At 71.8% G+C, this 21,674-nt stretch carries 23 protein-coding genes; 2 read left to right on the forward strand and 21 right to left on the reverse strand.

The annotated features are described in order from the left end of the window. Positions 1–40 precede the first annotated feature (40 nt). Positions 41–865 carry a translation elongation factor Ts gene (gene tsf, locus M3B01_RS11310; protein ID WP_193865402.1) on the reverse strand — a complete coding sequence of 275 codons (825 nt, stop codon included), beginning with the start codon at positions 863–865 and terminating at the stop codon, positions 41–43. A 92-nt stretch (positions 866–957) separates the two neighbouring features. Continuing rightward, positions 958–1,899, reverse strand: a complete 942-nt coding sequence (rpsB, locus tag M3B01_RS11315; RefSeq protein WP_259792172.1) for a 30S ribosomal protein S2 — start codon at positions 1,897–1,899, stop codon at positions 958–960. Positions 1,900–2,328: 429 nt separating this feature from the next. Here rpsB and M3B01_RS11320 point away from each other — a divergent pair, with 429 nt between their 5' ends. Then, on the forward strand, positions 2,329–3,018 hold the full coding sequence (locus tag M3B01_RS11320; RefSeq protein WP_259792174.1) for a murein hydrolase activator EnvC: 690 nt from the start codon (positions 2,329–2,331) through the stop codon (positions 3,016–3,018). A 33-nt stretch (positions 3,019–3,051) separates the two neighbouring features. Here the strand turns inward: M3B01_RS11320 and M3B01_RS11325 are convergent, their stop codons facing one another. The 15 genes from M3B01_RS11325 to M3B01_RS11395 form a co-directional block, all read right to left on the reverse strand. Then, positions 3,052–4,044, reverse strand: a complete 993-nt coding sequence (locus tag M3B01_RS11325; RefSeq protein ID WP_259792176.1) for a tyrosine recombinase XerC — start codon at positions 4,042–4,044, stop codon at positions 3,052–3,054. Between the two features lie 61 nt (positions 4,045–4,105). Beyond that, positions 4,106–5,401 (reverse strand): DNA-processing protein DprA, encoded by a 1,296-nt coding sequence (gene dprA / locus M3B01_RS11330; RefSeq protein WP_259792178.1) that lies wholly within the window; start codon positions 5,399–5,401, stop codon positions 4,106–4,108. Further along, positions 5,398–6,930 carry a YifB family Mg chelatase-like AAA ATPase gene (locus tag M3B01_RS11335; protein ID WP_259792181.1) on the reverse strand — a complete coding sequence of 511 codons (1,533 nt, stop codon included), beginning with the start codon at positions 6,928–6,930 and terminating at the stop codon, positions 5,398–5,400. Before M3B01_RS11335 ends, dprA begins: the two co-directional genes overlap by 4 nt. Next, positions 6,930–7,283 carry a YraN family protein gene (locus M3B01_RS11340; protein ID WP_259792183.1) on the reverse strand — a complete coding sequence of 118 codons (354 nt, stop codon included), beginning with the start codon at positions 7,281–7,283 and terminating at the stop codon, positions 6,930–6,932. Before M3B01_RS11340 ends, M3B01_RS11335 begins: the two co-directional genes overlap by 1 nt. Before the next feature lie 323 nt (positions 7,284–7,606). Beyond that, positions 7,607–7,909: a DUF2469 domain-containing protein gene (locus M3B01_RS11345; protein WP_017822807.1), complete on the reverse strand. Its 303-nt coding sequence runs from the start codon at positions 7,907–7,909 to the stop codon at positions 7,607–7,609. Beyond that, positions 7,906–8,646: a ribonuclease HII gene (locus M3B01_RS11350; RefSeq protein WP_259792186.1), complete on the reverse strand. Its 741-nt coding sequence runs from the start codon at positions 8,644–8,646 to the stop codon at positions 7,906–7,908. Before M3B01_RS11350 ends, M3B01_RS11345 begins: the two co-directional genes overlap by 4 nt. Further along, positions 8,643–9,455, reverse strand: coding sequence for a signal peptidase I (gene lepB / locus M3B01_RS11355; protein WP_259792188.1), 813 nt, complete (start codon positions 9,453–9,455; stop codon positions 8,643–8,645). Before lepB (M3B01_RS11355) ends, M3B01_RS11350 begins: the two co-directional genes overlap by 4 nt. A gap of 27 nt (positions 9,456–9,482) precedes the next feature. Next, positions 9,483–10,064, reverse strand: a complete 582-nt coding sequence (gene lepB / locus M3B01_RS11360) for a signal peptidase I (RefSeq protein ID WP_259792190.1) — start codon at positions 10,062–10,064, stop codon at positions 9,483–9,485. A gap of 10 nt (positions 10,065–10,074) precedes the next feature. Next, positions 10,075–10,425: a 50S ribosomal protein L19 gene (gene rplS, locus M3B01_RS11365; protein ID WP_193865408.1), complete on the reverse strand. Its 351-nt coding sequence runs from the start codon at positions 10,423–10,425 to the stop codon at positions 10,075–10,077. A gap of 296 nt (positions 10,426–10,721) precedes the next feature. Beyond that, a complete protein-coding gene (gene trmD, locus M3B01_RS11370; RefSeq protein ID WP_193865409.1) occupies positions 10,722–11,450 on the reverse strand; it encodes a tRNA (guanosine(37)-N1)-methyltransferase TrmD in 729 nt (242 codons plus the stop codon). 6 nt (positions 11,451–11,456) lie between these two features. Continuing rightward, a complete protein-coding gene (gene rimM, locus M3B01_RS11375; protein WP_259792193.1) occupies positions 11,457–12,065 on the reverse strand; it encodes a ribosome maturation factor RimM in 609 nt (202 codons plus the stop codon). Next, the gene (locus tag M3B01_RS11380; protein ID WP_259792195.1) at positions 12,062–12,994 is read right to left on the reverse strand and encodes a hypothetical protein; all 933 of its coding nucleotides are present in this window, start codon (positions 12,992–12,994) and stop codon (positions 12,062–12,064) included. The genes rimM and M3B01_RS11380 overlap by 4 nt, the downstream gene beginning before the upstream one ends. Position 12,995: 1 nt before the next feature. Continuing rightward, positions 12,996–13,238 carry an RNA-binding protein gene (locus M3B01_RS11385; protein WP_204408821.1) on the reverse strand — a complete coding sequence of 81 codons (243 nt, stop codon included), beginning with the start codon at positions 13,236–13,238 and terminating at the stop codon, positions 12,996–12,998. Between the two features lies 1 nt (position 13,239). After that, positions 13,240–13,770 carry a 30S ribosomal protein S16 gene (gene rpsP / locus M3B01_RS11390; protein WP_193865412.1) on the reverse strand — a complete coding sequence of 177 codons (531 nt, stop codon included), beginning with the start codon at positions 13,768–13,770 and terminating at the stop codon, positions 13,240–13,242. 291 nt (positions 13,771–14,061) lie between these two features. Continuing rightward, entirely contained in the window at positions 14,062–15,177 is a 1,116-nt protein-coding gene (locus M3B01_RS11395; protein ID WP_259792197.1) for an amidohydrolase family protein, read from the reverse strand. 117 nt (positions 15,178–15,294) lie between these two features. Here M3B01_RS11395 and M3B01_RS11400 point away from each other — a divergent pair, with 117 nt between their 5' ends. Continuing rightward, a complete protein-coding gene (locus M3B01_RS11400) occupies positions 15,295–15,771 on the forward strand; it encodes a lipopolysaccharide assembly protein LapB (protein ID WP_259792198.1) in 477 nt (158 codons plus the stop codon). Here M3B01_RS11400 and M3B01_RS11405 read toward each other — a convergent pair. From M3B01_RS11405 to M3B01_RS11420, 4 genes are all read right to left on the reverse strand, one after another. Beyond that, entirely contained in the window at positions 15,749–16,723 is a 975-nt protein-coding gene (locus M3B01_RS11405; protein WP_193865416.1) for a DUF559 domain-containing protein, read from the reverse strand. The genes M3B01_RS11400 and M3B01_RS11405 overlap by 23 nt on opposite strands. 453 nt (positions 16,724–17,176) lie before the next feature. After that, positions 17,177–18,796 carry a signal recognition particle protein gene (ffh, locus tag M3B01_RS11410; protein WP_259792200.1) on the reverse strand — a complete coding sequence of 540 codons (1,620 nt, stop codon included), beginning with the start codon at positions 18,794–18,796 and terminating at the stop codon, positions 17,177–17,179. Positions 18,797–18,980: 184 nt separating this feature from the next. Continuing rightward, positions 18,981–19,211 (reverse strand): hypothetical protein, encoded by a 231-nt coding sequence (locus M3B01_RS11415; RefSeq protein WP_259792202.1) that lies wholly within the window; start codon positions 19,209–19,211, stop codon positions 18,981–18,983. A 177-nt stretch (positions 19,212–19,388) separates the two neighbouring features. Further along, a partial coding sequence (locus M3B01_RS11420) for an HD domain-containing protein (RefSeq protein ID WP_259792205.1) occupies positions 19,389–21,674 on the reverse strand: 2,286 nt, incomplete at its 5' end.

A 21,674-nucleotide genomic window follows, 5' to 3' on the forward strand; every position in this document is an offset into this window, starting at 1 on the left:
GGGTGGCGACCCAGGCGCGAGCGCCGGGACGCCGAAGGGATCAGTTGCCGACGCGGAAGCGGACGAAACCGGTGACGGTGCCGCCGGCCTCCTCGACGATCTTGCCGACGGTCTGCTTCGGGTCCTTCGCGAAGCCCTGCTCCAGCAGCACGTTCTCCTTGAAGAAGCCGTTGAGGCGTCCCTCGACGATCTTGGGCAGCGCCTGCTCGGGCTTGCCCTCGTTCTTCGCGGTCTCCTCGGCGATGCGGCGCTCGTTCTCGACGACGTCGGCGGGGACGTCCTCGCGGGAGAGGTACTGCGGCGAGTAGGCGGCGATGTGCATGGCGATGTCGCGCGCCACCTCGGCACCGGCCTTGTCGGTGGCCACCAGCACGCCGACCTGCGGGGGCAGGTCCTTGTTGGTGCGGTGCATGTAGGAGGAGACGACCTCGCCGGTGACGCGGCCGATGCGGCGCACCAGGATCTTCTCGCCCATGGTGGCGCCGGCGTTGGTGAGCGCCTCGCCGAAGGGGGTGCTGGCGAGCTCCTCGGGCTCAGTGGCACCGGACTCGACGGCCGCTGCCACGGCCTCGTCGCCCAGGGCCACGAACTTGTCGTTCTTGGCGACGAAGTCGGTCTCGGAGTTGAGCTCGACCAGGGTGCCGGTCTGACCGCCCTCGCTGTCGCGCACGTCGACGGCGATCAGGCCCTCGGACGCGGTGCGGCCCTCGCGCTTGGCGATGCCCTTGAGACCCTTGACTCGGATCAGCTCGACCGCCTTGGCGGTGTCGCCGTTCGCCTCGTCCAGCGCCTTCTTCACGTCGAGCATGCCCGCGCCGGTGGACTCGCGGATCGCCTTGATGTCGGCTGCCGTGTAGTTGGCCATGTTCCTCTTCCTTGTGGGAGATGCTTTGCGGGGTCGGGGCGGGTGCAGCCCCGAGGGGTGGCCCGGGCAGCGATGCCGCCCGGGCCCCGTGATCACTCGGCCGCGGGGGCCTCAACGGACTCGGTCTTCTCGGTCTCGGCCGCCTCCTGCGCGGTGACGGCGTCCTCGGCGGCCTCGGTCGGCTCGCCGGAACCAGCGGACTCGCCGGAATCAGCGGCGACGGACTGCTCGGCCGGGGCGTCCTGCTGCTGGACCTCCGACTGGGCCAGGAGCTCGCGCTCCCACTCCGCCAGCGGCTCGGCGTCGACGGCGGAGACGTTCTTCTCGCCACCGGTGCTCTTGGCGTGGCGCTCCTGCAGGCCGGCGGCCACGGCGTCGGCGACCACCCGGGTCAGCAGGGTGACGGAGCGGATCGCGTCGTCATTGCCGGGGATCGGGTAGGTGACCTCGTCGGGATCGCAGTTGGTGTCCAGGATCGCGACGACGGGGATGTTCAGCTTCTGCGCCTCGTCGACGGCGAGGTGCTCCTTGTTGGTGTCCACGACCCACACCGCGCTGGGGGCGCGGGACATGTCGCGGATGCCGCCGAGGGTGCGCTCGAGCTTCTCCTTCTCGCGGCGCATCATCAGCAGCTCCTTCTTGGTGCGGCCGGAGGAGGCCACATCGTCGAAGTCGATCTGCTCGAGCTCCTTGAGGCGGTTCACGCGCGCGGAGACCGTCTGCAGGTTGGTGAGCATGCCGCCCAGCCAGCGCTGGTTCACGTAGGGCATGCCCACGCGGGTGGCCTGCTCCTGGATCGACTCCTGGGCCTGCTTCTTGGTGCCGACGAACAGCACGGTGCCGCCGTGGGCGACGGTCTGCTTGACGAACTCGTAGGCCTTGTCGATGTAGGTCAGCGTCTGCATCAGGTCGACGATGTAGATGCCGTTGCGCTCGGTGAAGATGTGACGGCGCATCTTGGGGTTCCAGCGACGGGTCTGGTGCCCGAAGTGGACGCCGCTCTCCAGGAGCTGGCGCATGGTGACGACTGCCATGATGGTGTCCTTTTCCTCGGCCCTGGGCTCGCACGGCGCACCCGGGTGGGGCGTCCACGGTCATCGCGCAGGACCTGCATTCTCGGTTCTTCCCCCGCAGCCGGACGGCTCGGGGCCTGGTGCCCGGGTTGCCGACCGCCACCTGCTCCCGCACGGGTGCGGGCCCGGGAGGACCGATGGTCGACGAGCCCTGGTGGGCACGCGAAGTCATCCGGACGGACCGGATGCTGGCGTCAGTCTAGCCGACGCCCCCGCCCTCTCCGGCGCGGGATGCGTCACGCCGGCGGTCCTGCTCGTCCGTCCCGCGCCCGGTCCGGGACAGCCGCGACCGCGAAGGCGGCCCCGCGTGAGGTTCCTCCCCATTGGGGGTCATCCACCGCCAGGGCCGGAGGATGTCGGCGGGCTCGGGCGGTCCGGCACGGTGGGGGCATGAGTGAACCTCCCGCTCCGACCGTCGGGCGCCGGTCCAGTGACCCCGGTGCGGCGCTGCTGGCCGTGGTGGCACTGGTGCTGTGGGTGATGGTGCTCGGGGCGTCCCCGGTGGCCGCCGAACCCGCCGCGAGCCGATGGCAGTGGCCCATCGCGCCGCCGCATCAGGTGCTGCGCGGCTTCGAGCAGCCTGAGCACCGCTATGCGGCCGGGCACCGCGGGGTGGACCTCATGGTGCACGGCGGTGTGGGTGCCCCGGTGCGAGCAGTGGAGGACGGCACGGTCCGCTTCGCCGGTGACGTCGCAGGGCGTGGCGTGGTCTCCGTGATGCATGCCGACGGTCTGATCTCCACCTACGAGCCCGTCACGGCGAAGGTCCGAGCCGGGCAGTCGGTGGCGGTCGGCGATCTGCTCGGGGATCTCGCCCCTGCCGGTACGGGAGGTCCGCACTGCCCGGAGGGCCCGTGCCTGCACCTGGGCGCTCGACGGGGAGAGGACTACCTGGATCCGCTGCTGCTGCTCGGAGCGCGCGGTCCCAGTGTGCTGCTGCCGTGGGGCGGGGCGGAGCAGGCTGAGGCCAGCCGCACCCGGCCGGTCTCCTCCCCCAAGGGGTCACGGGCGAGCAGCGCCCCGGCGGCCGCTGCCAGCGGGGCTCCGCGGCATGGCCTGCGGCGCGCGCTCCTGGACTGACGACAGCTGGGCACTGGATGTGCGGCGGGGTGGTCAGGCGCGGGGGTGCGCCTGCTCGACGGTGCCGCGCAGCCGCTCGGAGCTCACGTGGGTGTAGATCTGCGTGGTGGCCAGCGATGAGTGCCCAAGGAAGTCCTGGACCGTGCGCAGATCCGCGCCGCCCTCCACCAGGTGCGTAGCGGCGCTGTGCCGCAGGGCATGAGGGCTGAGATGCCGTGGGATGCCGGAGGCGGCAGTGCGCTTGTCCAGCAGTGTGCGCACGGCTCTGTCGCCCAGCCTGCCGCCGCGCACGCCGAGGAACAGCGCGTCGCGTGCCGCTGAGGACGGATCGCGGCCGGCCGCCGCGAGGACGGGGCGGCCCTCGGACTCCCAGCGCCGGATGGCATCCAGTGCCGGTGCACCGACGGGGACGATGCGCTCCTTGTCGCCCTTGCCCCTGACCCGCACCGTGCCCTGCACGTGGTCGATGCCGGTGGAGTCCAGGGCGACCAGCTCGGAGACCCGCAGCCCGGAGGAGTACAGCAGTTCGAGCACGGCGGCGTCGCGCAGGTCGACGGCACGAGCGGTCCGGTCCTGATCGGGCTCGTCCCTTGCAGGGGCGGTTCCCGGGTCATGCTGGATGGCATCCAGCAGCTGGGAGGTCTGTGCGGCGGAGAGGACGGTGGGCAGGTGCCTGCCCCGCTTGGGTGCCCGCAGGCGACCGCCGACATCATGGGGGATGCGCTCGGTGGCGGCGAGCCACGTGGTGAAGGTGCGCGCTGCAGCCGCGGAGCGCGCCAGGGTGCTGGCGGCGGCTCCCGTCCCCGCGCGAGCGGCCAGCCAGGACCGCAGGGCGTTCACGTCGAGGCCCGCCACGTCGATGCGCTCGACGTGGCGCAGGTGGTGGAGCAGGTCCGAGGCTTCGCGGCGGTAGGCACGCACGGTGTGGGCGGAACGCCCCCGCTCCAGCCGCAGATGCTCGGCGAAGGCGTGGAGCAGCTCTCCGTCACCCGGGTGCTCCTGGTCCTGTCGCGGCCGGCTCGTCATCCCCCTAGTCTCGCCCCACCCGCGGCGCAGGGCGAGTCAGGAGCACTCTTGGGCGCGGCGCTCACCGGGTGCGCCGATCCTGGCGCGACCGGCGAGCGCGGTCGTCCCGGACCACGACCATGCCCAGCAGCTCGAGCCTGGCCAGGGCGGAGCGCGCCTCCTCCTCCCCGATCCCGACCTCCCGGGCGATCACCGCCGTCAAGGCGCTGGAGCGCGGCGGCACCGCATCCAGCACTCGGCGGTCCGCAGGGGCGAGCAGATCGAGCTCGTCCTGCTGGGCGTAGCTGCTGTCACCAGCAGGCGGGCCGCCGGGCAGGAGGTCCAGCACCTCGGAGTGCTCAGTGATGAGCACAGCTCCGTTGTCCCGGATCAGCCGGTGGCAGCCAGCACTGGCGGCGGAGGTGACAGGGCCCGGTACAGCTCCGATGTGCCGGGAGAGCCCTTCGGCCTGGCGTGCGGTGGACAGCGCGCCGGAGCGCCAGGACGCCTCGATCACCACCACCGCCTGGGACAGGGCCGCGATGAGGCGATTGCGCGCCAGGAACCTCCATCGGGTGGGGGCGGTCCCCGGTGGGGCCTCGGTGACCAGCAGGTGACGATCCCGGATCGCCTCAAGCAGCCGGGTGTTGCCCCGGGGGTAGAGGGAGTCCAGGCCCCCGGCGAGGACGGCGATGGTGGCACCCTGACCCGCGGCAAGCGCACCGCGATGGGCAGCGGCGTCGATCCCGTACGCCCCGCCGGAGACGACGGTCCCCCCGGAGCGAGCGAAGGACGCGGCCAACGAGGACGCGGTGTCCTCCCCGTACGGGGTGGAAGCGCGGGAGCCGACCATGGCAACGCAGCGCCGCCCCACCAGGTCCGCCAGATCGCCGGGCCCATTGACCCAGAGGCAGTGTGGCGTGGTGGCATCGAGGTCATCCACACCCGGCGGCCAGTGCGGATGCCCGGGGGTCAGGACCCGGATCCCTCGCGCTGCGGCGGCATCGAGCACCTCGTCGGCCCTGATGCTCCCGAGGCGCTCCCGCCATCGGGCAAGTGCGCGCCCCGCCAGCCGGTGGGGGTCCCTCCTGACCGCTTTCGGGTCCGCGAACTCGACCGGCACATCACCCTTCAGGTGGTCCACGAGGTCATCGGCGCTGCCGTCCCGGGCCAGGGCGAGGGCGTCCACGCGGCCCAGCGCCGCGCACAGGGCCAGGGCAACGGAGTCGGTGGGCTCGGCCATCAGCGACCAGGTGATGCATGCGCTGCGGTGCTGCGGAGCCTCCTCCCTCGCGCCGCCCGATGGCGGGGGCGGAGCCGGGACGGGATCGTCCCCGCCGTGCGCAGCGACGGTGGACAGGGAGCTCGACGCGGTCATCGGTGGTCTCCTTCGCGGAGGGTGAGGGCGGTGCCGATGTGCTCGGCAGTGGGACGCTCGGCACCCTCGAGATCGGCGAGGGTCCAGGCCAGGCGCAGAACGCGGTCGTGACCGCGCAGGGTGAGGCGGCCCTGGGAGAGGGCGTGGTCCAGCAGGCGCTGGTCAGCCGGCGCCGGTGAGAAGGCGGTGCGCAGGAGCGAACCGGGCAGCTGGGCGTTGATGCTGAAGGGGTGATCGGCGTAGCGCGCACGCTGGCGTTCGCGGGCCGTGCGTACCCGCTGGGCGATCTGCGCACTGGACTCCGACGGCACGGCATCGACCCGGTTCACGTCCACCGGCCCGACGGCGATACGCATGTCGATCCGGTCCAGAACGGGGCCGGACAGCCGGGTGAGGTAGGTGCGGCGCTGCTGCGGGCTGCAGCTGCAGTCGGTCCCCTTCCCCCAGGCCTTCCCGCAGGGGCAGGGGTTGGCTGCCAGCACGAGCTGGAAGCGGGCCGGGTACCTGGTGACGCCACGGGCCCGGTGCAGGGTGATGTCGCCGGTCTCCAGGGGTTCCCGCAGCGCCTCGAGCACCCGGGAGGGGAACTCGGGTGCCTCGTCCAGGAACAGCACTCCCCCGTGGGCGCGTGAGATCGCGCCCGGTGCTGCCAGGCCCGCTCCCCCACCCACCACAGCGGCTGTGGTGGCGGTGTGGTGGGGGTTCTCGAAGGGAGGGCGGCGGCGAAGGCCCTGGCGCGCGTCGAACCTCCCGGCCACGGAATGGATGGCGGAGACCGCCAGGGCCTGCTCGTCGTCGAGATCCGGGAGGATCGTGGGGATGCGGGAGGCAATCATCGTCTTGCCCGCGCCCGGCGGTCCTGTCATCAGCAGGTGGTGGCCACCGGCCGCCGCGACCTCCGCAGCCCTGCGGGCCTGCTGCTGGCCGATCACATCGCTGAAGTCGGCGCCGGCACCGGTCTCGGGCTCCGCCTCTGGAGCGATGCGCAGCGCTGGATGATGGGCCGGCACGGCCACATCCGCGCCCCACCGGCGCAGCACGCTGCTCAGGTGCGCTGCCCCGGTGACCTCGATCCCGTCGACCAGCCTGGCCTCGGCGAGGTTCTCCTGCGGCACCACGGCTCGGCTGATCCCGCAGTCGCGTGCTGCGACCAGGGCGGGGAGCACGCCGGGTATCGGCCGGATCTGCCCGTCGAGCCCGAGCTCACCGAGGTGGACGGTGCGGGAGGGGCCCCCGGGATCGATGTCGCCCTGCGCGGCGATCACGGACACGGCGATCGCGAGGTCGAAGCCGGATCCGTGCTTGGGGACGAAAGCCGGGCTGAGGTTGGTGGTGATGCGGCGCTGGGCCAGGTGCATGCCGCTGCGGGCAGCGGCGGCGCGCACCCGGTCCCGGGCCTGCAGGGTGGAGGAGTCCGGCAGCCCCACCACGGAGAAGGCGGGCAGGCCGGTGGAGACGTCGCTCTCCACCTCGACCAGTGTGCCGCGCAGCCCGTGCAGACCGATCGACAGGGTGCGTGCGTGCCCCATCAGCCCACTCCGCGCAGGTGCTCGACGGCGAAGGTGCCGTCGGCGTGGGCGAGGACGGCCAGCACATCGATGCGGATGTCGCGGTGCGGCGGCGAGGCATCCATCAGGTAGGCCCCCACGAGCCTGCGCAGTCGACGCAGCTTGGCGGGGGTGACCGCGGCCTGCGGGACCCCGGTGACCAGGGTGCGACGGGTCTTGACCTCGATGAAGGTGAGGGTGGTGCCGTCCAGGGCCACGATGTCGATCTCCCCGGTGCGCAGATGCACGTTGCGCTCCAGCACGGTGAAGCCGATGCGCTCGAGGTAGGTGGCGGCGAGCTGCTCCCCCGCTCGTCCCAGCTCCGCAGCGGTCATGCGAGCCGGGTCCTGACGGCCGGCGGCATCATCGGGACGGGGCGCGGCACCTGGCGGGGGCTCGTGAGCTAGGCGGGGCGAGGGCCGGGACGGAGCGCGGCTCGAGGCCTGGCCTGTGCTGCGGGATCGGGTGGCGGTGTGATCGCTCATGCCGATCAGCGTGGCCGTCCGCTCGCCCCCGCCGCACCATCGGGGTCAGGAATGTGCACGAGTGGCGGTTGGGGAGGAACCTCACCCGGTGGAGCGGGCCTCGCGACCACATCCGACGAGTTCAGCCTGGGAACTCAGCCCATGACCTCACCTGGCGAGCTCGGTCACCGAGCTCAGGGCAGGGAGATGTCCTGCTTGTTGAGCTCCTCGATGTTGACGTCCTTGAACGTCACCACCCGCACGGACCGCACGAAGCGGTTGGAGCGGTAGATGTCCCATACCCAGACGTCGGCCAGGCGCAGCTCGTAGAACACCTCTCCCCCGGCCGAGCGCACCTGCAGATCCACCTGGTTGGCCAGGTAGAAGCGGCGCTCGGTCTCCACCACGTAGGTGAACAGGCTCACCACGTCGCGGTACTCGCGGAAGAGCTGAAGCTCGAGGTCGGACTCGTAGTTCTCGAGGTCCTGCACGTTCACCGGCGCTCCTTCCCGGGCTGCGGGCTCGACTGGTCGTCCCACAGTACGCCAGGCAGCACGGGTGCCTGTCCGCCCAGGTTCCAGCTGCGGCGGTGGTGGGCCGTGAGGCCGTGATCCTGGATGGCCCGGCGGTGCACGGCGGAGCCGTACCCCTTGTTCGCGGCCCACCCGTAGGCCGGCGCCAGCGCATCCAGCTCGGTCATGCGTTGGTCGCGGGCCACCTTCGCGAGGATGCTCGCGGCAGCCGTGCTGGCGCAGTCCCTGTCGGCCTTCACCCGCAGCTCGACCCTCGGGCAGGGGACCGCCCTTCGGGAGAGATCCGGGGTGAGGACATCCACGGAGCCGTCCAGGATGATCGCATCGGCCGTCACCTCGAGCGCGTCGATCGCCCGCAGGGCGGCCAGGGTGAGGGCTCGCATGATGCCCAGCTCGTCGATCTCCGCCGGTTCGGACCAGCCCACCGCGGTGCTGCGAGCGGCAGTGCGGATCGGCTCGACCAGCAGTTCACGACGGCGGGCCGTCAGCGCCTTCGAGTCCCGCACGCCCTCGGGGAGAGCCGCGGCTCGACCGCCGGTCACCTCGATCGCGCAGGCGCCGACGGCGACCGGCCCGGCCAGCGCCCCGCGCCCCACCTCGTCGATGCCGACGACGATCCGCGGCCCGGGCCCGCACCGGGTGGCCAGAGCGAGCTCCAGATCGAGCGTGGGGATCGCCGGGGGGAGGGTCTGGATGGTCACGGCTGGTCGGGGACATCGGCGAAGGCCTCGTCCCCGCCGCCCAGCCCGGACCAGCGGCCGGCGGGCCAGAAGATGACCTCGGCGCGTCCGGTGATGTCGGACTCCGCGACGAAGCCGTCGCCGTCGTGGACGTGGTGGTAGGCGGAATCGGCCGAGGCGTGACGGTTGTCGCCCATCACCCACACGTGTCCCGAGGGCACGGTGACGTCGAACGCCGCCTGGCAGGCGGAGGTCTCGGGGTTGATGTAGGGCTCCTGCACCTCGGTGCCGTTGACCTGCAGCGCCGCGTCCTCGCTCTCGCACACGACCCGATCCCCCGGCAAGCCGATCAGCCGCTTGACCAGGTGGTCCTGCGAGGGATCCGGGGCCAGGCCCACCAGGCTCAGCGCCATCATCAGCCGCACCCGCGGGGTGGGGTTCTCGGTGGCGTCCCCGGGGATCCAGTCCCCCGGGTCCTCGAACACGATCACATCGCCCCGCTCGAGGTCGAACACCCCCGGGGACAGCTTGGAGACGATGATCTTGTCGTCCTGCAGCAGGGTGGGGTTCATCGACGCGGAGGGGATGAAGAACGGCTGGATCAGGAAGGTCTTGACCAGCACGGCGATGATCAGCGCGACCACCATGGTCAGCACGGTGTCCAGCCACAGCGGCAGGCGCTGCCTGCTCTCCGCGCGGCGGCGCCCGCTGCGCTCATGCGTCTCCGACCCGGCTTCCTCCGTCGGGTGCTCGCCGCCGGGGTGGCTCTCGACGCGCGCCGTGCCCTCGTTCTTGGGGACGGCGCTGCTGGGCGGGACGGTCTGGTTCATCGCGGTGATCCTATCGACTCGTCCTGGTCACCGGACGGCTCCGGCTCGCGTGAGAGGCCACACGATCCGGTCGACGGTCCCCACCACCCGCTCGACGGGGACCATGCCGCCACCGGGCGCACCGAGCATGGAGCGCGAGTCGGTGGAGTCGGCGCGGTTGTCGCCGAGGACGAACATGCGGCCGTCCGGCACCTCCAGGTCGAACTCGATCGCACTGGGCTCCGTACCGGGCGCGAGGTACGGCTCATCGAGCTCCTGCCCGTCGATCATGAGCGCACCGGAATCGCTGCAGCAGGTCACCCGTTCTCCGCCGACGGCGATCACGCGCTTGACCCAGTAGCGTCCGCCGCTCTCGGCCGACGGGGCGAAGTAGCCGGTGCCGTCGAAGACCACCACGTCACCGTGCTGGGCCTGGCCGCGGCTCGCACGGTCCGCGAGGATCACGTCGCCGGCGCGGAGGGTGGGCTCCATGGACGCGGACGGGACGCGGTAGGGCTGAGTGACGAAGTGCCGCACCCCGGCCGCCGCCAGCAGCAGTGCCAGCACGCAGACGGCGGCGACCACCACAAGGGGTGATCGCCGCCGTCCGGGGGCCACGGAAGGGCTCACATCGAGAGGATCAGGAGTGCTCGCGCTTCTCGCGGATGCGGGCCTTCTTGCCGGTGAGGCCCCGCAGGTAGTACAGCTTGGCGCGGCGCACGTCGCCGCGGGTGACGACCTCGATCTTGTCGATGGTCGGGGCGTGGACGGGGAACACGCGCTCCACGCCGACGCCGAAGGAGACCTTGCGGACGCGGAAGGTCTCACCCACGCCGTGGCCCTGGCGGGCGATCACGTAGCCCTGGAACACCTGGATACGGGAGCGGTTGCCCTCGATGACCTTCACGTGGACTTTCACGTTGTCACCGGCGCGGAACGCGGGGATGTCCTCGCGCAGGGATGCCTTGTCGAGCTCGTCGAGCTTCTGCATGTCTCTCTCCTGCCCTCCGCCTCAGGTCGGACGGCGTCGTTCGCTGGGTCCCGGGGGCCCGGGTCCGTCATGAACCGTCGATCCGGCGAGGGGGCGACCCCTCGTGCCGGTGTGCTGGGCCTCTGGCGGCGACTCCCATCGCCACGGACCTGCCCGGCCGCGTCGTGCGCTCCTCCCCTGAGGCAGAGGGGCGCGCGGCATGCACAGCCGACCATTCTGCCAGCGCAATACTGCCCGCGGCAAGCCTCCGCCATGACGGATCAGCAGGTCACGCCCAGCCAGGGGTGTCGGATCCGTCACCCCGGGGGCAGCAGATCGGGTCGACGCTGCGCGGTGCGCTGCTGTGACAGCTCGCGCCGCCAGGCCGCGATGCGCCCGTGGTCGCCGGACAGCAGGACCTCCGGGGCCTCCCGGACGGTTCCCGACGGGTCGGTCCAGCGGGCCGGCCGTGTGTACAGCGGGTACTCCAGCAGGCCATCGGAATGGGACTCCTCGACCAGGGACTCGGCGTTGCCGACCACGCCCGGCACCAGGCGCACCACGGCCTCGGTGATGGCGAGCACCGCGACCTCTCCCCCGTTGAGCACGTAGTCGCCCAGCGAGGCGAGGGCCACCTCGTAGCCCTCATCGGCGAGGTGCTCGTACACCCGCTCGTCGATCCCCTCGTAGCGCCCGCAGGCGAACACGATCCACTCACGCCTCGACCATTCGCGGGCCGTGGCCTGAGCGAAGGGTGTGCCGGCGGGGTTGGGGAACACGACCAGCGGTCGAGCATCGGGCCCGAGCTCGGCTCGTCCCTGCTCGCGGACGGCGGCGAAGGCCTCCGCCCACGGCTCCGGCTTCATCACCATCCCGGCACCGCCGCCCAGGGGAGTGTCGTCCACGGTGCGGTGACGGTCGTGGGTCCAGTCGCGCAGATGGTGCAGGTGCAGGTCCAGCAGGCCCTCGCGCCGGGCCTTCCCGATCAGTGACAGCTCCAGCGGCGCGAGGTACTCCGGGAAGATGGTCAGGACGTCGATGCGCACCCGGGCTCAGCGCTCCTGCTCGATGCTCGCGTCGTCCTCCGGCAGCTCCTCGAACAGCCCGCCGGGCGGGTCGGCCAGGATCACCCCGGCCTCGAGGTCCACCTCGGGGACGAGCTGTGCCACCAGGGGCAGCTGGACGCGGCGGCCGTCCGGCGTGTGCACCAGCAGCAGGTCCTGCGCGGGGTAGTGCTGCAGCCCGGCCACCACGCCCAGGTCGTGGCCGTCCACGTGCCTGACCGGAAGGCCCTCGAGCTGGGAGGCGTACCAGGCGTCCGGATCCTCCTCGGTCTCCTGCTCGGGGTCGAGCTCGAGGGCCAGTTCGATGCCGCGCAGCGCCTCCGCTGCGGTGCGGTCCGGCACCTCCTCGAAGCGGGCGTACCAGCGGTCCTGCTGGGTGCGCGTAGAGAGCAGGGTGAGGCGCCGAGGTACGGCGGCACCGGGGGCGGTGCCGCGGGCGCGGGTGTCACGCCCTCCGCTCGCGGGCGCGTCGATGTCGAACACCGTTCCGGCGACCAGGCGCTCGGCCGGCTGGTCGGTGCGCAGGTTCAGCGCCACCTCGCCGCGCAGCCCGTGTGCCTTGCCGATGGTCGCCACGATCACCTCGAAGCCGGTCATACCAGTCCTCCGTCGTCGTCCTCGTCGTTCGTCTCGTCCCCGAGCTCGCCGCTCTCGGGGGCACGGTACCCGGCGTCATCGCAGGCGCTGCCGAGCTCGGTCAGCGGCTCCCGCAGCCCCTCGGACCACAGGTCGCCCTCGAGCGCCTGCTGGAAGGGGGCGCGGACCTGTTCGAGCCCGGCACGGACGGCGTCGTCGTCGACCCGGTCGATCTCCCGTTCCAGCAGGTCGGCGGTGGCCTGGACGTCCTCGAGCCTGTCCGCCGGCACCTGCTGGGCGCTCAGCCCCACGAGCTTGAACATGTTCGAGGTCAGCACATTGGCGTTGCCGAAGTGGGTGAAGGTGCCGGGGGTGTCGTACACGTCGGCGCACACCAGGGCTGCGGGCTTGTCGGCCGCCTGCTCGGGGTCAGCGGCCCAGGAGGCCGCGGCGGAGACGTCCGCGCACTCGGCGGCCAGTCCCTGCCACAGATCGCCGAACGCGTCCCGATCAGCCTCGGAGCCCTTCTCGGGCTGCGTGCGGAACCACTGGGCGAGATCCGTGGCGGCGGTGCGCGCCTGTTCGGGGGCATCACCGAAGACGGCCTCGATGTCGTCCCCGGTCATGGCGTAGAAGAAGGGGTCCGAGGGGCCGGCCTCGGGGGCGGTGGCCGCCCGGTCCAGCACCACGCGGGACAGGGGGGCGGCGTAGTCGGGGTCGCCCCAGAACTCCCCGCAGGCCGAGGCCAGTGCGGGGTCCGGGCTCCCGGCGGTGTCCGTCGCCGTCTCTCCTTGCGCACCATCGGTGGCCTCGGGGTCCGTGGGTGCCGCGGGTCCGGAGGCGCAGGCGGCCAGGAGCAGGGCCGCACCAGCCGTGACGAGGGTGCGGGTACGCCGAGAGCGGCACTGCTGGACAGTGCCGCTCTCGGAGTGTTCGTTCGTGCCGGGCACCTCAGCGCCGGTCGACGTCGACGATGTCGACGCGCACGTCGTCGTCCGACAGGGCCGCGGTGACCGTGCGCAGGGCTCGGGCGGTGCGACCGGAGCGACCGATGACGCGGCCGAGGTCCGCGGGGCTGACCCGCACCTCGAGCAGCGGGCCACGGCGCGTGGACTTCTCGGTGACGCGCACGGCGTCCGGGTCATCCACGATGCCGCGCACGAGGTGGTCGAGAGCTTCGGCGCGAGCGCTCATCTCAGGCCTCGTCGGTGGTCTGCGCCTCGGCGTCCTCGGTGGACTCGCCCTTGGCGTCGCCCTCCTCCGAACCCGGCTCGACCTCAGATGCGGCCTCCTCGGCCTCGTTCTTCTTCTCGTCGGACACGTCGCCCTCCTCGGACTCGTTGTTCTCGGCGTCCTTCGACTTCTTGGCGCCCTCACGGGACTCCGCAGCGGCCTTGTCGGCCTCGGCGATGAGCTCCTCGGCGGACTTCTTCTCCTCAGCAGTCCTCAGGGAGCCGGCGGAGTCGCCCTCGCCCTTGAACTTCTGCCAGTCGCCGGTGACCTTCAGCAGCGCCGAGACCTGTTCGGTGGGCTGAGCGCCCACGCCGAGCCAGTACTGCGCACGATCGGAGTCGATCTCGATCACCGAGGGATCCTCGGTGGGGTGGTACTTGCCGATCTCCTCGATCACGGCGCCATCGCGCTTCTTGCGCGAATCGGCCACGACGACGCGGTAGAACGGTGCACGGATCTTGCCCATGCGCTTCAGGCGGATCTTGACAGCCACGTGGGTGGACTCTCCTTCAGGATGTTCGGGTGAGTCCCGCCGCAGCCTGTGGGGTGATGCGGGCGCAGACGGTCCTCGGGGTGTCATGCCTGGCGGGTAGAGGGCCGGCCAGGGCACATACAGGGAACGAGTATGCCAGCACGCGGCCCCCTGATTCCAGCGCGGGCCGTGTGCCGAGCGGCACACGGCAGCGGTCCGCTCCCGGGGCGTCGGCCGTGCGGTAGCCGGGGCGGAAGCGCGCGGTGGCGAACCGTGCCTCCTGGATCAGGCTCACCAGTGGTTCGGCAGCGTTCATCCCTTCACCACCCGTCCTGCAAGCACCACGACGCCGGGATCGCGCAGGGCCCGGTGATCGGCTCGCGGATCGTCATGGACGACGAGCAGGTCAGCGGGTGCCCCGTCCTCCAGTGCCGGCACGCCCAGGAACTCGCGGGGCCCCCAGGCGGCGGCCTGCAGGATCTGCGGACCGGTCATGCCCGCCCTGGCCAGTTCGTCGAGCTCGTCGTGGATGATGCCATGGCCCAGCACTCCCCCGGCGTCGGTGCCCACCAGCAGCGCCACGCCTGCGTCGAGGGCGTCGCGGGTGCGGTCGTAGCGGCCCTCGCGCAGGCGGCGCATGTGTGCGGCGTAGGTGGGGAACTTCTTCTCCCCCTGGGCGGCGTACTGCTCGAACTCGCCCACGTTCACCAGTGTGGTCACCACCGGGGTGCGGGACTCGGCGGCCCGGGCGATGGTGTCGTCGGTCAGGCCGGTGGCGTGCTCGAGGCAGTCGAAGCCGGTGTCGAGCGCCATCGGCAGGGTGTCCTCGGCGAAGGTGTGGGTGGTGATCCTGGCGCCGGCGGCGTGAGCGGCGTCGGCGGCAGCGCGGAAGGTCTCCGCGTCCCAGCAGGGAGTGAGGTCGCCGACGCCGCGGTCGATCCAGTCGCCCACCAGCTTCACCCACCCGTCACCGCGGCCGGCCTCATGGGTGATCGCGGCGGGCAGGTCCTCGGGCTCGACCTCCTCGGCGTATCCGATGAGGTAGCGCCGGGTACGAGCCACGTGCCGACCGCATCGGATCAGGCGAGGCAGGTCCGCCTGCTGCTGCAGCGGAGAGTTGTCGATGATGGAGCCGGCGTCACGGATCAGCAGCACCCCGGTGTCACGGTCGGTGAGCGCCTGCTCCCGTGCCTGCTCCAGGGTGGTGCCCTTGCCGTCGTCGCCGATGCCGAGATGGCAGTGCAGATCCGCGAGGCCGGGGACGGTGAAGCCCGCGAGTGTGCGCACCTCGGTGCCGGTGGGGAGCTCGGGCCGCTGGTGATGGATGCGGCCTTGGTGCACCCAGGCCTCGGTGATCTCCTGCTCCGGTCCCAACAGGATCGGTCCGGTCAGGTGGAGAACGGGCGTGTCGCTGTCGGCGCTGAGCATGCATTGACCCTAGCGGGCCGTCGACCTCGCGCGCCCGCCGGGGTGCACCGCCCCGTCCTTCAGCGCATGAGCGCACCGACGTCCCGCGCACCAGGGGCATGGCCCGATGATGGGGGCATGACCTCTGACGTGCAGGGCGGGCCCGGATGGGTGATCCGCGGCGAGGATCTGCGCCCCTCGATCACCGATCCGGCGATGTTCCGGCGGTCCCATGCCGAGGACGAACTGGTGGACGTGCTGGAGCTGCTGTGGTCCGGGCGGCCGGCCGAGGCGCTGCAGCATCTCTCGTCCTTCCCCGAGACCGTGCGGGTCCGGGCGCTCACCGCTGACTGCCATCGCGACCTGGGCCGCCACGATCGTGCCCTGGACTCGTATGACGCGCTGGTGGCGGAGACGATGGGGACCCCTCGTGAGGCCATGATGAGACAGCATCGTGGCAAGACGCTCCTGGCCGCCGGCCACCCCGAACGTGCCGTGGAGGACTTCCGCCGCGCAGCGCAATTGCGCGCAGGCGGGGACCCGGCACTGCTCGCCTCGACACAGCAGGCACTGGAGGTGGCTGAGGCTGCGGTCATGCGGCGTCAGCAGGGCTGATCGGTGCCTCGGCACGGCTGATCGGCGCCCCGGCACGACTGATCGGTGCCCCGGCACGACTGATCGCCGCATCGAGCCTCTGCAGGAAATGCTCCGGAGCCACCAGGTCCGCCACACTGATGCGCAGCACGCTCCATCCTTGCTGGTGGAGCACCTGGTTCTTGTGGAGGTCCTTCTGCCACTGGGCGCGGTCCAGCCGGTGAGCTTCGCTGTCGTACTCGATGGCGATCCTCCACTGCGGATAGGCGAGATCGATGTAGCCGTGCCAGTCGGTGTCGGGGTCGTCGACCCGCAGGTTCGCCACGGGGAGCGGATACCCCCGCCGCGTGAGGAACAGGCGCGCCCTCGTCTCCATCGGTGACCAGACGTTCTCCACCGCCGACTGCGCCGCCTGCCTGACCGCCTCACCGCCGCGCCCTCGAAGCCGCTGGGAGAACGCCCTGATCTCGGGCAGCGGGATCGTCAGCTCTGCCTTCGAGCCTGCCAGGGCATCGATGCAGACGACGAGATCGTCACTGCTCAGGAGCCTCGCGCAGTCCTGCAGAGCGATCAGCGGATGGTAGAGCTCGACGCCCTTCCAGCGGAATCGCGGAGCTGACCTGGGGCCGTGGACGATGATCCGTCTGGTCCGGCTTCGGCCCTGGTCGCTCGCAGCCCTGCTGTGGAGCGGCTCCCCGTGCTGCCAGCGATGTCGACGCGGCAGGGGAAGGCCCAGCAGTTCCAGGGCCGTGGTGTGGCTGATGACCGTCCCGGGGCGAACCCGGTTCTGCAGCGCACGCGCCGCCGAGATGAGCTCCACCGGCGAATCCGCCCGGGCGCACATACCCGGAAGCGGCATGACGATGGCCGAGGACGCCAGCACGCGCGGGTGCATCCCTGCCTGGAGCAGCCCGGTGCGGGTGTAGAGCTTGCCTGGCCTGAGCTGTTCTGCGCTGTTCAGTCGTTCTGCCATGTACCGACGCTATGGATCTCCGCGGTCCAGGACGGGGAATGATGCGCCGATTGTGCACGGGCGAGAGATGGGGAGGAACTCGGCTGTCCGCGCCGGTGGAGCCGAATCAGTCGCCCGAGCATGGCGGAGCGGGAGGCCTCGGCGGCGAGTCGAACCGGGTGTTTCCACGGGCCGCACGAGCGCAGGGACGCCGGTCGGACGGGCGTTCCGGGCGGCCAGCTTCCACGAACTGGAACGTGCCCACCCGTAACCACGAGCCACCACCCCACCACCGCGCTACCGCGCTACCGGGCGGCCAGCTTCCACTAACTGGAACGTGCCCACCCGTAACCGGGGTGCAGCGCAACGGCCAGCCCCGCCTCAGCACCCGTGCCGATGCCGGCCGCGCCTCAGCACCCGTGCCGATGCCAGCCCCGCCTCAGCACCCCGGCCAGGGCCGACGCCGGCCGCGCGTCAGCGTCCCTGGCCGAAGAGCTTCTGCATCTCCGGCGGGAGCTGGCTGGCGTCGAAGTCGGAGAGGTCCGGCATTGCGCCCTGACCCGCACCGCCCTTGCCACCGGAACCGAGTGCTCCGGCACCGAAGGCGGAACCCCCTGAACCGGCGCCCTCGGCTGCGCGCTTGGCGGCCTCGGCCTGTTCGCGCGCCGCCTTGGCGGGGTTCTTGGACTTGGCCTTCTTCACGCGGGGCTGCTGCTGCGCCTTGCCGCGGGACTTCTTGCCCATGCCCATGCCGGGGCCGCCCGGCATCCCCGGCATGCCACCGCCGGCCATGCCGCGACCCATCTGCCTCATCATGGTCTGCGCCTGCTTGAACCGCTCCAGCAGCTGGTTGACCTGCTGGACGGTGGTGCCCGAGCCCTTGGCGATGCGACTGCGGCGCGAACCGTTGAGGATCTTCGGATCGTTGCGCTCGGCAGGGGTCATGGAGCGAATGATCGCCTCGACGCGACCGAGCTCGCTCTCGTCGAAGTTCTCGAGCTGCTCGCGGTACTGGCCCATGTTGGGCAGCATGCCCAGCATCTTCTTGATGGAGCCCATGTTCTTGAGCTGCTGCATCTGTACCAGGAAGTCGTCGAGGGTGAAGTCCTCCCCGGAGGCCAGCTTCTGGGCGGCCTTCTCGGCCTCCTTCTGGTCGAAGGCCTTCTCCGCCTGCTCGATCAGGGTGAGCACGTCACCCATGTCGAGGATGCGGTTGGCCATGCGGTCGGGATGGAAGCGCTCGAAGTCGTCGAGGCTCTCACCGGTGGAGGCGAACAGGATGGGCCGCTCCGTGACGCCGGTGATGGACAGGGCGGCACCGCCGCGGGCATCGCCGTCGAGCTTGGAGAGCACCACACCGGTGAAGCCCACCCCGTCACGGAACGCCTCGGCGACCCGGGCGGCATCCTGGCCGATCATCGCGTCGACCACGAACAGGGTCTCGTGGGGGTTGACGGCGTCGCGGATCTCACGGGCCTGCTGCATCATCTCCTCGTCGATGCCGAGACGACCGGCGGTGTCGACGATAACGACGTCGTGCTGCTGGAACTGCGCGGTGGAGACACCGTTCATGGCGACCAGCACGGGGTTGCCCACGCCGTTGCCGGGCTCCGGCGCGAACACCGGCACGCCGGCCCGCTCGCCGACGATCTGCAGCTGGTTGACGGCATTGGGACGCTGGAGGTCGGCTGCGACCAGCAGCGGGGTGTGGCCCTGCCCCTTCATCCACGTCGCGAGCTTGCCCGCCAGGGTGGTCTTGCCGGCGCCCTGCAGGCCGGCCAGCATGATCACCGTGGGCGGATGCTTGGCCCAGGAGAGTTCACCGGTGGCACCGCCCAGCACCTCGACCAGCTCGGAGTGGACGATCTTGACGACCTGCTGGGCGGGGTTGAGGGCCTTGGAGACCTCCTCGCCCAGGGCGCGCTCGCGCACGCGACCGGTGAACTCGCGCACCACGGACACCGCGACGTCGGCGTCCAGCAGTGCGCGGCGGATCTCGCGGATCGTCTTGTCGACGTCGGCCTCGGTGAGACGGCCATGGCCGCGCAGTCCCTTGAGCGAGGCTGTGATGCGGTCGGACAGGTTGTTGAACACGGGGCGATGGTCCTTCAGATCGGTCCGGGGCGGTGACGGCAGTCCTCGGCGCAGGCCACACTACCGGGCACCGTGGGCTCCGGGCAGGGGCAGGAGGGTTCAGCCGCGCGCGTCGTGGGCGATCTCTCCGCCGACGAGCACCAGCTGCCGCGCGGGAGCGCGCACCAAGGCGTCCATCGGGTTCTCAGCGTCCAGCAGCACGATCTCGGCGCGGGGGTCGACGGCGAGGAGGCGCGGGAGTCGACGGCGAGGAGGTCTGGGCGAGCACGTGCAGCAGCTCCTCGTCGTACCGGGCACCGGTGATGCGTGCGTGCTGGCGGGCGATCTTGACCATGTCCCCGGTGCCGTAGGAGCTCCACAGGTCGCGGATGTTGTCCCGGGCGGCCCCCCGAAGGACTGCCAGGGGTGGCCCCACCAGGACTTGTGCACGCGGGCGTGGGTGTTCAGGACTTGTCCACGTGGGCGTGGGTGTTCAGGAGTCCCGGGACGGCCAGCATGCCGGCGCCGTCGAGGCGGTGGGGCTCGGCGTCGGCGCAGCTCGCACGCGCACCTCGCGTACGTGACCGGCGGCCTGCACGCACGCCTCGCACGCTCAGGCGGCGGCCTCCGCGACAGCCTCGGCCACCCGGGCGGCCGTCTCCTCGTCCAGCGGGCGCCCTCGCAGATCGGTCAGGTAGAGCACGTCAACGGCGCGGCGGCCCAGGGTCATCACGTGCGCCCCGCTCACCAGCAGGCGGTGACCGGTGATCGTCTCGGCGATGTCCGCGAGCAGGCTGGGGCGGTTGCGTGCGTTGATCTGCAGCGGCGTGGGCCTGCCGGGCGCGGAGGGCAGCAGCGCCACCACGGGCGTGTCCTCGCTGCGCCGCATCGGTGCCTGCGGCCCGGTCTCGAGGACCCGGGCAGCAGGGTCCTCGCGACGCGCCAGCTCGCGCTCCATCGCAGTGCGCACGGTCGTGGGGTGGGGCAGGTCCCCGGCTCGGCCCGTCACCCACCAGGTGGTCACGGCCACCCCGTCGACGGTGGCGACCACCGCCGAGCGCACCTGGAACCGCAGCCGCACCAGCACCCGTGCCAGGGCCGCGAACACCCCGGGACCGTCGGGGGCTCCCATGCAGATCTCGGTGATGGGGGCGTCCTCCCCCGGCGCCGGGTAGAGGACCGCACAGCCACTGGTGGATCGCACCGCATCCAACACCGTGACCTGGGCGGAGCGCTGCGGGGCCAGCATCTCGCGGGGCGGGCGGACGACGCCGGTGAGGGTGTCGCGGGCCTGTGCCGCGAGGTGCTCGACGAGCTCTGCCCGCCAGGTGGTCCAGGCGGCGGGGCCGGCGGCGCGGGCATCGGCCTCGGTGAGGGCACGCAGCAGATCCAGCCGGGAGGGATCGTGATCCACGGCATTCAGCAGTGCGTCGACGGTGGCGGGGTCCGCATGGTCGCGACCGGTGGCCAGCTCCGCCAGGGTGAGGTGCTCGCGCACCAGGGCGGCGATCACCTCTGCGTCGGCTGCATCGAATCCGAGCTCCGTCGCGGCCCTGTGGGCCAGCGGCGCGCCCACGAGGCTGTGGTCCTCGGCCTCGGGGGTCTTGCCGAGGTCGTGCAGCAGGGCGGTGACCAGCAGCAGGTCGGGGCGATCCACCGTGCCCAGCAGCTTCTGCGCCTCCAGCACGGTCTCGACCTGGTGGCGGTCCACGGTGTAGCGGTGCACGGGCGAGCGCTGAGGGCGGTTGCGGATGCTCTGCCAGCCGGGCACGAGCCGGGCCACCGCGCCGTGCACGTCCAGCGCCTCGTACACCTCGGCCAGGTGCTCCCCGGACAGGGCGTCCACCAAAAGGTCACGTTGGGCCGGGCGCAGTCGGGGGCAGCGCCCGGAGGCGAGGCGTGCGAGGGTCGCCCCGGTCAGCGGCAGGCCGGTGGTGGTCGCGTGCCGGACGGCGGCCAGGTCCCGCAGGGGGCTGGGGTCCTCCAGGTCCACGGAGATCTCCCCGGCCTGGACGATGACGCCGTGGTCGAGTCGCTGCAGGGCCGGCCGGCGCATGGCCCCCGCACCGTAGGTGGCGCGGCCGCCCCGTGCGGCGGCGGAGCGGGCTGCGGCGAGGCTGCGGTGCAGCTGCCAGCCGACGGCACGGGAGGCCTCCGCCAGCGCGGCGAGCAGGTCGTCGGCCTGTCCGTACCTGCACAGGCCCGCCACCGCGTCCTGGTCGGCGCGGCTCAGGCGCGTGCTGGCGCGGCCGGTGACCAGCTGCAGGGCATCGCGCACCTCCAGCAGCACATCGGCCGCGCGGTCCACCACCACGTGGTCGTGGTCGGCCAGCCAGGACTCGGCGATCGCGCGGATGAGGGTCACGTCCCGCAGGCCCCCGCGGTCGGACTTGAGGTTGGGCTCGGTGGAGTGGGCCAGGACGCCGTAGCGCCCGGTGCGGTCCTCGACCAGCTCCCCGAGCTCCTCGATCCGGGTGCGGGCTCCGGTGCGCCAGGCGCGCCGCACTCGGGTGGCCGCGTCGGCGACGAGCCGCTCCTCCCCGGCGACGGGGCGCAGGTCCAGCAGGGACACGGCGGTGCGCAGATCCTCCGCTGCGACCTGCTCGCACTGCGCGGGCGTGCGCACCGAATGGTCCAGGGAGGTGCCGGAGTCCCATACCGGGTACCAGAGGGCGGAGGCCAGGCCTGAGGCGGATTCGGATCCCGCGAGCTCAGGGTCCAGCAGCAGCACCAGGTCGAGGTCACTGGCCGGTCCCGGGTCGCGCCGCCCCACGGAGCCGACGGCGGCCAGCGCTGCCCCGCGCGGGGGCGCACCCGCTGCCCGCCACTGAGTGCGCAGCCACTGGTCGATCAGGGCCGTGTGCTCGGCCCTGCGCAGGGGGCCGTGGGCGGGGTCGCC

It is taken from the genome of Brachybacterium sp. p3-SID957 (assembly GCF_025144775.1).
Classification (GTDB): Bacteria; Actinomycetota; Actinomycetes; order Actinomycetales; family Dermabacteraceae; genus Brachybacterium; species Brachybacterium epidermidis.

Coding starts and splice junctions, on each gene's coding strand:
- M3B01_RS11325 (WP_259792176.1), bottom strand. CDS start 4,044: ATGACGAGCCGGCCGCGACAGGACCAGGAGCACCCGGGTGACGGAGAG.
- M3B01_RS11395 (WP_259792197.1), bottom strand. CDS start 15,177: ATGCTCAGCGCCGACAGCGACACGCCCGTTCTCCACCTGACCGGACCG.
- tsf (WP_193865402.1), bottom strand. CDS start 865: ATGGCCAACTACACGGCAGCCGACATCAAGGCGATCCGCGAGTCCACC.
- M3B01_RS11405 (WP_193865416.1), bottom strand. CDS start 16,723: ATGGCAGAACGACTGAACAGCGCAGAACAGCTCAGGCCAGGCAAGCTC.
- dprA (WP_259792178.1), bottom strand. CDS start 5,401: ATGACCGCGTCGAGCTCCCTGTCCACCGTCGCTGCGCACGGCGGGGAC.
- M3B01_RS11385 (WP_204408821.1), bottom strand. CDS start 13,238: ATGAGCGCTCGCGCCGAAGCTCTCGACCACCTCGTGCGCGGCATCGTG.
- M3B01_RS11320 (WP_259792174.1), top strand. CDS start 2,329: ATGAGTGAACCTCCCGCTCCGACCGTCGGGCGCCGGTCCAGTGACCCC.
- M3B01_RS11340 (WP_259792183.1), bottom strand. CDS start 7,283: ATGACCGCTGCGGAGCTGGGACGAGCGGGGGAGCAGCTCGCCGCCACC.
- rpsB (WP_259792172.1), bottom strand. CDS start 1,899: ATGGCAGTCGTCACCATGCGCCAGCTCCTGGAGAGCGGCGTCCACTTC.
- M3B01_RS11335 (WP_259792181.1), bottom strand. CDS start 6,930: ATGGGGCACGCACGCACCCTGTCGATCGGTCTGCACGGGCTGCGCGGC.
- lepB (WP_259792188.1), bottom strand. CDS start 9,455: ATGAACCAGACCGTCCCGCCCAGCAGCGCCGTCCCCAAGAACGAGGGC.
- rplS (WP_193865408.1), bottom strand. CDS start 10,425: ATGCAGAAGCTCGACGAGCTCGACAAGGCATCCCTGCGCGAGGACATC.
- rimM (WP_259792193.1), bottom strand. CDS start 12,065: ATGACCGGCTTCGAGGTGATCGTGGCGACCATCGGCAAGGCACACGGG.
- M3B01_RS11400 (WP_259792198.1), top strand. CDS start 15,295: ATGACCTCTGACGTGCAGGGCGGGCCCGGATGGGTGATCCGCGGCGAG.